The organism is Mesorhizobium sp. M1348, assembly GCF_040317925.1.
Lineage (GTDB): Bacteria > Pseudomonadota > Alphaproteobacteria > Rhizobiales > Rhizobiaceae > Mesorhizobium.
Genome location: NZ_JAMYLH010000001.1, coordinates 632,300 through 644,471 on the forward strand (window position 1 = coordinate 632,300; position 12,172 = coordinate 644,471).

At 64.0% G+C, this 12,172-nt stretch carries 11 protein-coding genes and 1 pseudogene; 7 read left to right on the plus strand and 5 right to left on the minus strand.

Annotated features, from left to right (window positions below; translation table 11 throughout):
- Positions 1 to 7: 7 nt before the first annotated feature.
- A pseudogene (locus tag NKH13_RS03175) lies at positions 8 to 1,804 on the minus strand (cation:proton antiporter domain-containing protein).
- Between the two features lie 220 nt (positions 1,805 to 2,024).
- Positions 2,025 to 2,474 (minus strand): baeRF12 domain-containing protein, encoded by a 450-nt coding sequence (locus tag NKH13_RS03180; protein WP_352468331.1) that lies wholly within the window; start codon positions 2,472 to 2,474, stop codon positions 2,025 to 2,027.
- 442 nt (positions 2,475 to 2,916) lie between these two features.
- Between NKH13_RS03180 and cysG the strand changes: the two genes are divergently transcribed.
- The 6 genes from cysG to NKH13_RS03210 all read left to right on the plus strand — a co-directional run bounded on the left by cysG (position 2,917) and on the right by NKH13_RS03210 (position 8,699).
- Complete coding sequence (cysG, locus tag NKH13_RS03185) at positions 2,917 to 4,368, plus strand: siroheme synthase CysG (RefSeq protein WP_352910592.1); 1,452 nt, start codon at positions 2,917 to 2,919, stop codon at positions 4,366 to 4,368.
- Positions 4,365 to 4,670, plus strand: coding sequence for a DUF2849 domain-containing protein (locus tag NKH13_RS03190; protein WP_352910594.1), 306 nt, complete (start codon positions 4,365 to 4,367; stop codon positions 4,668 to 4,670). The genes cysG and NKH13_RS03190 overlap by 4 nt, the downstream gene beginning before the upstream one ends.
- A gap of 73 nt (positions 4,671 to 4,743) precedes the next feature.
- Positions 4,744 to 6,414 carry a nitrite/sulfite reductase gene (locus NKH13_RS03195; protein ID WP_292664600.1) on the plus strand — a complete coding sequence of 557 codons (1,671 nt, stop codon included), beginning with the start codon at positions 4,744 to 4,746 and terminating at the stop codon, positions 6,412 to 6,414.
- Positions 6,389 to 7,153: a phosphoadenylyl-sulfate reductase gene (locus NKH13_RS03200; RefSeq protein ID WP_292664601.1), complete on the plus strand. Its 765-nt coding sequence runs from the start codon at positions 6,389 to 6,391 to the stop codon at positions 7,151 to 7,153. The genes NKH13_RS03195 and NKH13_RS03200 overlap by 26 nt, the downstream gene beginning before the upstream one ends.
- A 251-nt stretch (positions 7,154 to 7,404) precedes the next feature.
- Positions 7,405 to 7,941, plus strand: coding sequence for a DUF934 domain-containing protein (locus NKH13_RS03205; protein ID WP_352910597.1), 537 nt, complete (start codon positions 7,405 to 7,407; stop codon positions 7,939 to 7,941).
- A gap of 137 nt (positions 7,942 to 8,078) precedes the next feature.
- Positions 8,079 to 8,699, plus strand: a complete 621-nt coding sequence (locus NKH13_RS03210; protein ID WP_352713867.1) for a DJ-1/PfpI family protein — start codon at positions 8,079 to 8,081, stop codon at positions 8,697 to 8,699.
- Positions 8,700 to 8,846: 147 nt separating this feature from the next.
- Here NKH13_RS03210 and NKH13_RS03215 read toward each other — a convergent pair whose 3' ends face one another.
- On the minus strand, positions 8,847 to 9,869 hold the full coding sequence (locus NKH13_RS03215; protein ID WP_352713863.1) for a fatty acid desaturase: 1,023 nt from the start codon (positions 9,867 to 9,869) through the stop codon (positions 8,847 to 8,849).
- Between the two features lie 126 nt (positions 9,870 to 9,995).
- Positions 9,996 to 10,199 carry a hypothetical protein gene (locus NKH13_RS03220; RefSeq protein WP_352910599.1) on the minus strand — a complete coding sequence of 68 codons (204 nt, stop codon included), beginning with the start codon at positions 10,197 to 10,199 and terminating at the stop codon, positions 9,996 to 9,998.
- Positions 10,200 to 10,436: 237 nt separating this feature from the next.
- On the opposite strand from NKH13_RS03220, the gene grpE reads away from it, so the two are divergent.
- Entirely contained in the window at positions 10,437 to 11,072 is a 636-nt protein-coding gene (gene grpE / locus NKH13_RS03225; protein WP_352910601.1) for a nucleotide exchange factor GrpE, read from the plus strand.
- Between the two features lie 128 nt (positions 11,073 to 11,200).
- Here the strand turns inward: grpE and olsB are convergent, their stop codons facing one another.
- A complete protein-coding gene (gene olsB / locus NKH13_RS03230; RefSeq protein WP_292664606.1) occupies positions 11,201 to 12,076 on the minus strand; it encodes a l-ornithine N(alpha)-acyltransferase in 876 nt (291 codons plus the stop codon).
- Positions 12,077 to 12,172: the final 96 nt, after the last annotated feature.

Consider the following 12,172-nt stretch of genomic DNA (forward strand, 5'->3'; position numbering starts at 1 on the left):
GGTGAGCTTACGCGGTCGACTTCTCAGCTGTCTCTAACGGTACCGCCGGTGCCGTCGCATGTCCGATCACTACTTCGACGATCCCGCGGGCGATCTCCCGTTCGCCCATGATGACGGTGTCGGCACCAAGGCCCTTGAGGTGCTCGACCTCGGCATCGGAATGGGCGCGGGCGATGATCTCGATTGTCGGATTGGCGGCGCGGGCGCGCAGCACGACCTGCCCGGCCTCGAAGGCGTTGGGAATGGCCAGGATCAGCCGCTTCGCGCCCTCGGGGTTCGATGCGGCGAACACGTCGCCATTCGCCGCGTTGCCGGCCACGGTTTCGATGCCGTCGGCCTTGAGCTTCGCCAACGTCTTGTCGGCATCCTCGATGACGAGGAAGGGCAGGGCGGCCTGCCTCAGCGCCGTGCCGACGAGGCTGCCGACGCGGCCGTAGCCGATCAGGATGGTGTGGCCGGTCAGCCTCGTCCTGGGCGGTGGGCCATCCTCCTTCGCAGGCGCCGCGACCGAAGCCACCTGGCCGGGCTAGGTCGCCGGGCCGATCGGCCTTGCTTCGCCGGGCGCCGCCGTCCCGCCGGCGCGTGCTTCCAGCCAGGGTTTCATCCGGTCGACGGCAAGAAACATCAGCGGATTGAGGACGATCGACAGGATGGCGCCGGCGAGGATGAGGTCGCGGCCTTGTTCGGGCAGCAGCTTCAGCCCGACACCGAGTTCGGCAATGAACGAGAATTCGCCGATCTGGGCAAGGCTTGCCGAAATCATCAACGCGGTTGCGATCGGATAGCGGAAAACGACGACGATGACGAAGGCTGCCAGCGACTTGCCGATAACGATGATGGCCAGCGTCGCCAGGATCGGCCAGCCATTGCTGATCAGGCTGAACGGGTCGAACAACATGCCGACCGAGACGAAGAACAGCACGGAAAAAGCGTCGCGCAGCGGCAGCGATTCCTCGGCCGCGCGGTGGCTGAGCTCGGATTCGCTCATGATCATGCCTGCGAAGAAAGCGCCGAGAGCCAGCGACACGCCGAACAGCTTGGCCGCGCCGAAGGCGACGCCAAGCGCAATCGCAATCACCGCCAGCCGGAACAGTTCGCGCGATCCGGTATGGGCGACGTAGTGCAGGATCCAGGGGATAAGCCGGCGGCCGACCACCAGCATGACCACGACAAAGGCCGCGACCTTGGCCAGTGTGATGCCGACGACGCCCCAGACGCCGTAGCTCGTCGGCAGCGACAGCAGACCGCTGGAGTGTACATCCACCTGCTCTTGGCCGCCGAGCACGCCGGCCAATGCCGGCAAAAGCACCAGCGCCAGCACCATGGCGAGATCCTCGACGATCAGCCACCCGACGGCGATGCGGCCGCGCTCGGTCTCGATCAGCCGCCGCTCCTGCAGGGCGCGCAACAGCACCACCGTCGAGGCCACGGAAAGCGCCAGGCCGAAGACCAGCCCCGCGCCCATCGACCAGCCGAGCATCCAGGCAAGGCCGGCGCCAAGGGCTGTCGCGAAGCCGATCTGCACAATGGCGCCGGGCACGGCGATGGCGCGGACCGACAACAGGTCCTTCAGCGAGAAATGCAGGCCGACGCCGAACATCAGCAGGATGACGCCGATCTCGGCCAGTTCATTGGCAAGGCCGGCATCGGCCACGAAACCCGGCGTGTTCGGTCCAACCAGAACGCCGGCGACGAGATAGCCTACCAGCGGCGGGACACGGAAGCGGTTGGCAAGTGCGCCGAAGATGAAAGCCAGCCCCAGACCGGCGACGATGGTGGCGATAAGGGGCGTGTCATGCGGCATTGTCTATGGAGCGCCTTCAGGAATTGCCATGTCGGATGTGCGCCGCCCAAAAGCCGCCGCCTTGGCAGTATGGAGGCTGGGACAGTCGCGAGACAACCCCGCATTCCCCATGAAATCGATGACAAGGCAGCAAAAGGCGGAGAGCCGGCAAGCGTTGCCAGCCGGCGGCCTGCTCCAGGCAGGCGACGGAAACGAAAGTTGCGCGCCGCCGATGCCCCGATCAGGTTGCCTGCAGCAGGCTCTCGATATCGGGTATGCTGTGGTTGGTCAGCGTCTTTGGAATTTCGGCCGTTATCTTGTCGGTGACCTCCTTGTGCAGCTTCCTGCGCATGTCGCCCAGCACCGCCGGCGGCGCGATCAGCACGATCTCCTTGAACGTGCCGCGATGCGCGAGCTTGTAGAGCCTGTCGGCAATCTCTTCGGCAAAACGCTCCTTGCCGAGACGGTGCCAGTCGGTGTCCTCGACCGCACTGCGGTGGACGGAAGGGCCGTCGCTGTAGCGGCCGGGGCGGTCCGTGCCTTGTTCTCGGGTTGCCGGATTTTCCTGCTCCATCTCGTGCACGACCTGAAGGTCGGGATATTGGACGTCTCCACGATTCTCGAGGAACAGCGCCTTTTCGCCATCTGCCACCACGATCCACAGTCCGCGTTTCAGTCTGACGTTGCTCATGGGGCGCTCCTTTTTTGATTTTTCGAGCCCATCGCCAAGCCTTTGCCGCAGGGGCATGACCGGGCCTGGGCCCAAAGGGCAAACGCGTGCCGAGGCGGGAATGTTCCGGTACTCGGACCCGGTATTCCGACAAGGGCCGGCGAGAGCGCCGGGCTGCCTTTGATGACTCGGTTGGCATCCGGCGGCTTTAATCTACTAAATTGGTAGAATTTAGAAAAATCTGTTTTGTGGCCGGCTCTGCCAGCCGCTACAAAGGCAGCGGATCAAGGGCCGCAACAGCAGCTTCAATCCCCTCCGCATTTGAATGTGGAATATTTTTCTCTTGGCCTTCATGCTTGCAGAAAAGAGATTGCCTGCTACGAAGCGATGCGCGAGTGGGTGCCTTCTGGTTTTTCGCGCCCCCGCGTAGAACTGGCAAACGGTTCCAAGGATTCCGCTCGTCATGCCGCAAGCCACGCCCAAGCTCAATGCCTTTCCCGTCTTCATGCGGGTCGAGGGCGAAGCCGTAGCCATCGTCGGCAGCGGCGAGGAGGCGCTGGCCAAGGCGCGGCTGCTCGCTCAGTCGAGCGCTGTGCTGCGCATCGTAAGCGATGCCGCAAGCGCCGATCTGCTGGCCTTTATCGCCGAGACGGGGGCCACCTACATTGCCGACGCCTACGATGCAGCACATCTCGCCGGTGCGGTGATGGTGTTTGCCGCCAGCGGCAATGAGGCGCTCGACCGCCGCGTTGCCGGGGATGCGCGCCGGCTGGGCATTCCGGTCAATGCCGTCGACCGGCCGGACCTTTGCGATTTCTTCACGCCGGCGCTGGTCAACCGCGCGCCGGTCGCCATCGCCATCGGCACCGAAGGCGCCGGCCCGGTGCTGGCGCAGATGCTGCGCAGCCGCATCGACCGCATGCTGTCGCCCTCGCTCGGGCCGCTCGCAGCCCTTGCCGCATCGTTTCGCGGCGCCGCCGAAAAACTGCTGCCGAAAGGCAATGCCCGCCGCCGCTTCTGGAGCGATTTCTTTGGCGGCGCGCCGGCCCGTGCCGTGGAGGCCGGCGAGCTTTCGCAGGCGCATGATGCCGCCGTCGGCCTGCTGCTTTCGAACGAACCGGCATCGGGCCATATCGCGCTTGTAGGCGCCGGTCCCGGCGCCGAGGACCTTTTGACGCTGCGCGCCCATCGCCTGCTGATGGAAGCCGACGTGATCGTCCATGACGCGCTGGTGCCGGAGGCGATCGTCGCCATGGGCCGCCGCGATGCCGAGCGCCTGCCGGTCGGCAAGCGCAAGGGCTGCCATTCCAAGAGCCAGGCCGAGATCAATACGCTGCTGGTCGAGCTTGGCCACGCCGGCAAGCGCGTCGTGCGGCTGAAGTCCGGCGACCCGCTGGTGTTCGGACGGGCCGGCGAGGAGATGGCGGCACTTCGCGATGCCGGCGTCGCCTACGAAGTGGTTCCGGGCGTCACCGCGGCCTTCGCCGCCGCCGCCGATTTCGAACTGCCGCTGACGCTGCGCGGCGTGTCGTCGTCGATGGTGTTCACCACTGGCCACGACCTCAAGGGAAATTCGCTGCCCGACTGGGCAAAGCTCGCCATTTCCGGCGCGACGGTCGCCGTCTATATGGGGCGCTCGGTCGCCGCCGAGGTCGCCGGCCGGCTGATCGAAGCCGGCCTGTCGCCGGATACCGCCGTCGCCGTGGTCGAGAATGCCAGCCTTGCCAACCGCCGCCGTTTTCATGGCACGCTGGCCGACCTGCCGTCGCTGGAGGCGCGCGCCGACCTCAGCGGCCCGGTGATGACCATCATCGGCGACGCGGTCGCCGGCGCCAATTTCGAACGGTCCGAGCCGCTGGCGGCACACAGGCAGGAAAGCGTGGCCCGTGCTGCCGCGCAAGGAGTGAACCAATGAAAGTCCTGACCGCGAACCGCCTCGCCGACGGCATAGCCGTCTGGTACGCCAATGGCGGCTGGGCCGAGACCATCGACCATGCCGACATCGCCCATGACAAGGCGGCCGAGGACCGGCTGGAGGCGATCGGCGCCAAGGCCTCCGCCGACAACGAGGTGGTCGACGTCAATCTGATCGACGTGACCGTGGTCAACGGCACGGTCGAGGCGGTCCGGCTGCGTGAAAAGATCCGTGCCGCCGGCCCGACCACCCGCAACGATCTGGGCAAGCAGGCCCGTCCGCAGGCCGCACGCGCGGCATAGATGACACAAGCATGATCCCGATCATGCTCGAACGAAGAAAATAACGGGCGGACGCGCCCGGAAAGACCTGGATATGTACCGTTACGATGAGTTCGACCACGATTTCGTCAAGGCCCGCGTCGCCGAGTTCAGCGACCAGGTCGCACGGCGGCTTGCCGGCGAGATCACCGAGGACCAGTTCCGGCCGCTTCGGCTGATGAATGGCGTCTATCTGCAGCTGCATGCCTATATGCTGCGCATCGCGGTGCCCTACGGCACGCTCAACAGCAAGCAGCTGCGCATGCTCGGCCACATCGCCCGCAAATACGACAAGGGTTATGGGCATTTCACGACGCGCCAGAACATCCAGTTCAACTGGCCGGCGCTGTCGGACATTCCGGCGATCCTGGCGGATCTGGCAAGCGTCGAGATGCACGCCATCCAGACCAGCGGCAACTGCATTCGCAACGTCACCGCCGACCACTTCGCCGGCGCCGCCGCCGACGAGGTTGCCGATCCGCGCCCCTATGCCGAAATCCTGCGACAATGGTCGTCGGTGCATCCGGAATTCTCGTTCCTGCCGCGAAAGTTCAAGATCGCGGTGACCGGCGCCGAGCGCGACCGCGCCGCCATCCAGACGCACGACATCGGCCTGCACCTGAAGAAGAACGCTGCCGGCGAGCTCGGTTTCGCCGTCTATGTCGGCGGCGGCCAGGGCCGCACGCCGATGGTCGCCAAGAAGATCCGCGACTTCCTGCCCGAAGCGGATCTGTTGTCCTATTGCACAGCGATCCTGCGCGTTTACAACCTCTACGGCCGTCGCGACAACAAATTCAAGGCGCGCATCAAGATCCTGGTCCATGAGACCGGCGTCGAGGAGATCACCCGCCAGGTCGAGGCCGAATGGCAGGAGTTGAAGGACGCCGAGCTGAGGCTGCCGGAAGCCGACATCCGCGCCATCGACGCCTATTTCGCGCCGCCGGCGCTTGTCGACCGGCCGGAAGGCGACGAGGCGGTCAAGCTTGCCCGGCTCGACTCCAAGAGCTTTTCCGAATGGCTGGACCAGAATGTGGTCACCCATCGCCATCCCGACTACGCGGCGGTGACCATCTCGCTCAAGGGCATCGGCGAGACGCCGGGCGACGCCTCCGACAGCCAGATGGAAGCGGTCGCCGACATTGCCGAAAAATATTCCTTCGACGAGCTGCGCGTCAGCCACGAGCAGAACCTGATCCTGCCGCATGTCGCGCGTGCCGACCTCAAGGCGGTCTACGACGCGCTTGTCGATATCGGGCTGGCGACGGCCAATTCCAACCTGATCAGCGACATCATCTCCTGTCCCGGCCTCGATTATTGCGCGCTGGCGACGGCGCGCTCGATTCCCGTGGCGCAGGAAATCTCGCGGCGCTTCGCCTCGCTGGAGCGCCAGCGCGAGATCGGCGAATTGAAGCTGAAGATCTCCGGCTGCATCAATGCCTGCGGCCATCACCATGTCGGCCATATCGGCATCCTCGGCGTCGAGAAGAAAGGCGCCGAGCTCTACCAGGTGACGCTCGGCGGCTCGGCCGACGAGAACACTTCGGTCGGCGAGATCATCGGCCGCGGCTTCAGTTCGGAAGAGATCACCGATGCCATCGAGCAGATCGTCGAGACCTATCTCGGGCTTCGACTGGACAGAAACGAAAGATTCATCGACGCCTACCGCCGAGTCGGTCCCGCGCCGTTCAAGGAGGCGCTCTATGCTGGCGAAACCAAGGCCGCTTGACCGGATCGTCGACGTCGAGGCCGGCATCGCCGCGGAAGCGGCGGGCCTCGACGCGCTCTATGGCCACCTGAAGCCGCTGGAGATCATCGAGCGATCGGCCCGGGAATTCTTTCACGGCGAAATCGCCGCCGTCTCGTCCTTCGGCGCGGATTCGGCGGTGCTGCTGCACATGATCGCCGAGATCGACCGCACGCTGCCGGTGATCTTTCTCGACACCGGCAAGCATTTCGAGGAAACGCTCGGCTATCGTGACGCGCTGGTCGCCGATTTCGGGCTGACCGATATCCGGGTGATCAGGCCCGACGATGCGGCGCTGGCAAGGATCGACCCGACCGGCAATCTGAATGAGACCGACACCGACGCCTGCTGTGACGTGCGCAAGGTCGAGCCGCTGGCGCGCGGCGTCGAGCCGTTCCGCGCCTGGTTCACCGGACGCAAGCGCTTCCAGGCGGCGACTCGGGCAGCGCTCCCGGTGTTCGAGGCGGTCGGTTCGCGCATCCGCATCAATCCGCTGGCGCACTGGACGACATCAGACCAGGCCGGCTACATGCGCGCGCATGCGCTGCGTGAAAACCCGCTGGTCGCCTATGGCTATCTGTCGATCGGCTGCTTCCCATGCACGCAGCCGGTGCAGCCGGGCGACGACGCGCGCAGCGGCCGCTGGGCCGGGCACGCCAAGACCGAATGCGGCATTCATTTGTCGGGGCTGGAAAGGTCGCTGACCGACGCCTCGCTTTAGGGTATGTTGATATTCAGGTGATGCCGGCGTGCAAACGGCGGCTTCCTGCGCTTCCGGCCTTCGCCGGCCGAAGCATTCATGATAGTGACGAAGGAGTTAAGGCTACGGCCGGCATAGGCCGGTGCTCACGTACCAAAAGTACGCTCCGCTCCGGTTCTCGGAAGCCACCATTTTCGGCTCGGCCTGACCTGAATCTCAACACACCCTGAGGTGTTTTGCACTTTAGAATCTTTGGACTTGGGAATTTCTTGATGAGCGACTTGATAGCCGAAAACGCCACGCGGCTGTGGACACCGAATGGGTTCCGCGAGGACGAGTGGGTTCATGCCGAAAGCGCCGAGGCGCTGGTCGGCAACGGCCGCTTCATCCTGCCGCTGCAGGCGTTTCTCAGCCTCGATCCGGAGGTGCGGCGGTCGGCGAAGGAACGCATCGGCGTGCTGCTGCAGCCTGGCGACCAGCTCGAAAAGATCGCAGGTCTGCTCGATCAGCTGTCGCTGGTGGCGCTGGCCTTCCCGGCGTTCAATGACGGCCGCTCGTTCTCCAAGGGCGAATTGTTGCGCAACCGTTACCACTTCACCGGCGCCATGCGCGCCACCGGGCAGGTGCTGGTCGACCAGCTGCCGCATATGCTGCGCCTCGGCTTCGACGAATTCGAGATCTCGCACCCGGTGCTGCTGAAGCGGCTCGAGCAAGGCCGCACCGGCGGACTGCCGCTGTTCTACCAGCCGGCGGTGAAGCCGGAGGCCAAAGGCCCGAAATATTCCTGGCGGCGGGTGCGCGCCGGCTGATCCGCTCCAGGGGGCCAGAAGCCCTATCTGGTCGGACCACATTCCCGATTCAGCCTTTTATTTTGCGCCTCTCCGCCTTAGGATAGGCCCATTATTTCGCGATCCGAATAAATGTGGCCACAAGGGAGGAACCGGGTATGGCTGGCAAGAAGATATTGATGCTCGTTGGCGAGTTCAGCGAGGAATACGAGATTTTCGTCTTTGAACAGGCCATGCATGCGGTGGGCCACACCGTCCACGTCGTCTGTCCGGACAAGAAGGCCGGCGATGTCCTGAAGACCTCGCTGCACGACTTCGAAGGACACCAGACCTATACGGAAAAGCTCGGCCATGACTACATCCTCAACAAGACGTTTTCCGAGGTCAATCCTGCCGAATACGACGCCGTCTACGCAGCGGGCGGGCGCGGGCCGGAATATATCCGTATCGACAAGCGCGTGCAGGCGCTGGTGCGGCATTTCCATGAGACGGGAAAACCGATCTTCACCATCTGCCACGGCGTGCAGATCCTGATCGCGGTCGACGGCGTGGTGCGCGGCCGCGAGGTTGCGGCGCTGCAATATTGCGAGCCGGAAGTCACGCTGGCCGGCGGCATCTATATCGATGTTGCGCCGACCGGCGCCCATGTCGACGGCAATCTTGTGTCGGCCAAGGGCTGGCCGGGCCTTGCAGCGTTCATGCGCGAATGCCTGAAAGTGCTGGGCACCGAGATCCGCCAGGGCGAGATCCTGATGCGCGACCAACGCCGGGCGGCTTGAGCTGGAATTTTGGAGCCCGCCGCACCCCTAATGCATGTCGCGCAAAAGTGTTCAGCGGTTTTGCGATAACGGCATGCATAAACAAGAACCTAAAGCGCGTCGCATGAGGCCGGTCGAGCGCGACGCGCTTTAGGTGCGGCGGTGCGTCTACACGCCCATCCGCGCTTCGCGGAATGACACCAGCTTGCTGCGGCTCTCGTCCCACAGCGCCAGCTTGACGCAGCGCAGGCTGTCGAGAAGCGTGACGCGGCCGATCTCACGCAGTTCCGGATAGTCCCTCAGCACTTCCGGAAGCCGGTAGCATGGCACCTTGGCCGAGAGGTGGTGCACGTGGTGGACGCCGATATTGCCGGTAATCCAGTTCAGCACCGGCGGCAGGTCGTAATAGGACGAGCCGTGCAGGGCTGCGTGCTGGAATTCCCACTCGGAGTCCTTTGTCCACTCCGTCTCCTCGAACTGGTGCTGGACATAAAACAGCCAGATGCCGGCCGATCCGGCGAGGATGACGATCGGCAAATGCACGACAAGGAACGCGCCAGGGCCAACGAACCAGATGAGCAGCGCGGCGATGACCGCGATAGCGAGATTGGTCGACATCGACGACACCCAGGGGGTGAGGCCGCCCCGCATCATGCCCAACGGCAGTCTCTGCTCGAAAATGAAGATCCATATCGGGCCAAGGCCAAACATCACCAGCGGATGGCGATAGAGGCGATAGGCGAGTCGGCCCCGCCACGACAGTTGCCGGTATTCGGCGACGGTCAGTGTCTTGATGTCGCCGGTGCCGCGCTCGTCGAGATTGCCGGCGCTGGCGTGATGGGTTGCGTGGGCGCGGCGCCAGCAATCGTAGGGCGTCAGTGTCAGCACGCCAAGCACGCGGCCGATCCAATCGTCGGCATAGCGGTTGGCAAAGAAGGACCCGTGGCCGCAATCGTGCTGGATCATGAATATCCGCACCAGAAAGCCGGCTGCCGGCAGGATGAGGACCAGACCCCACCAATGGCCATAGGCATAGGCGGCCGAGGACAGTGCCCACAGCGTGGCGAAGGGGATGAGGGTGATGGCGAGTTCGACGGCGCTGCGACGCCTGTCGGGCTTTTTATAGCGCGACAGGATTTTCAACCAGGCGCGCTTGCTGTTTGCCACAGCTTCGGGGGAAATCATGTTCATCATGAAACATAGGCGGAGCGGGGCGCTGCCGCAAGGCGGAGATCACGCAAAGTTACTGCGCGTAAATGTCGCGCGATGGCAAGGAATGCCGGCCACAATCGCCGGGCGCGGCGCCGGCGACGGTGTCTACCGACGGCGCCCGCCTGCGGCCACCTTGGCTTCCACGCCGTCCAGGCGGTCGAGCAATTCCTTCAGACGGTCGGGAATATCGGACTCCGTGCGGAAAGCCGGCAAGGTGCGCAGAAAGCGCTTGGTCGCCTCAGTGCCGAGCTGGCGCCGGATATCGGCAGCGAGCCCGTCGCGTTTTTCGCCGTTCCTGCGGGGCATCATCTCAAAATCCTGTGTCGGCTTCGAAACTCTTCCAAGGGAGGAATGGTTCCCGCATTGTAGTAGCCTGGCAAGCAAAGCCGTCGGGTACGGTAAAGTTTGAATTAAAATCGAAAGGTTTGCGCCGTCGGCCATCAAGCCACGACAGCGGCTACAGTATCGCTTGCCCCTTGATTTTTGGCCGCTAAACCTCGATATCGGGCGCAAATCCACACCATTCGAAAATGACGGGAAACGGCGATGAGCGACCAGGCAAAAGACGAACGCGTGCCCGATGAAGCCGAGAAGACCGAGGCTGCCGCGGAGCCAAGGGAAGGTGGCGTCGACAGCGACTATGAAGCGCTTGTGCGGCTTCTGAAGGAAAACGAAGAGCTGAAGGATCGCGCGTTGCGCGTCGCGGCCGACATGGAGAATTTGCGCCGCCGCACGGCCCGAGACGTCCACGATGCGCGCGCCTACGCGGTTGCCAACTTTGCACGCGACATGCTGTCGGTATCAGACAATCTGCGCCGTGCGCTGGATGCCATCCCGGAGGAGGCCAAGGCGTCCGGCGATGCCGGGTTCAAAGCGCTGATCGACGGCGTCGAGATCACCGAGCGCGCCATGCTGTCGGCGCTGGAACGTCACGGCGTGAAGAAGCTCGAACCCGAGGGCGAGAAATTCGATCCGAATTTCCACCAGGCGATGTTCGAGGTGCCCAATCCCGACGTACCGGCCAACACGGTCGTGCAGGTCGTGCAGCCCGGCTATTCGATCGGCGAGCGTGTGCTGCGGCCGGCCATGGTCGGCGTCGCCAAGGGCGGCCCCAAGCATGTAGCAAGCGAAGCGCCGGTCGAGCCGGGGCCGGTCAACGAGCAGGCTGAGAAGGATGCGTAAGTTAGGGGAGTAGGGGAATAGGGCAATACGGGAGTAGGGAATAACGCTACGTAAGGTAAGGTAGAGCAATTGCCTACTCCGGCCGTTGCCTTCTCTCCGCCTACTCCCCTATTCCCCTACTGCCCTACTCAGGCCGCAAACCGCTGCGCTTCCCCGCCATAATAATTGACGTAGCGGGCGCCGATCTCCTTGACTGGCATCACCACGAACACGTCGACCGTCGAGAATTCACGGTCGATGACGCAGCCGTCGCCAATGCGCGCGCCGACGCGCAGATAGCCCTTGACCAGCGGCGGCATCGCGGCGATCGCTGCCTTGGCATTGACGGCCTCGATCGGCATCAGATCCATGGAACAATAGCGCCCGGCGACGGCACGCACGTCCCACGATGAATTCGTCCGGCAGTGGTGGGCAAGATAGGTCAGCGCCTCGGCATGTGCGGCCGGCACGGTGCCGTGGAACGACGCGCAGCCGGTCATCACGCCGATGCCGTAATGGTTGATATAGGCCCAGATGCCTTGCCACAGCGCCTCGATGGTGCGCTTCGAGCGGTATTCCGGCAGAACGCAGGAGCGGCCGAGCTCAAGGAAGCGCTGGCCTGGATGCCGCGCGATCAGCTTGGTCAGCTCGAATTCGCCTTCGGAATAGAAGCCGCCGGCGGCCGCGGCAATCTCCTGCCGCAGCAGGCGGTAGGTGCCGACGATGCGGCGGTGCTCGGGGCCGGAAAGCGAAGTGTCGAAGACCAGCAGATGGTCGCAGAGGGGATCGAAGCGATCGGCATCGCGGCGGTCCTGCATCTGGAACAGGTCCTTCCTGGCACCAAGCTCGTCGTAGAACACCCGGTAGCGCACTTCCTGCGCGGCAGCGATCTCGGCCTCGTTGCGGGCGAGCCGCACTTCGAGATTGCCGATGCGGCCGAGCGATGCGCCTTTTATGACGGCATCGGCGTTCCGGCCGACGAGCAAAGGCCCGCTGGCGTTCGGCCGAGCATCACATTCCGGCATGACTGTATGCACGAGTGATTCTCCTTCGAGCCATCCCTCTTGGCACGGGGATACGTTGTAGGTGCAACAGGATTGTGACAGTACCGTGATACGGCT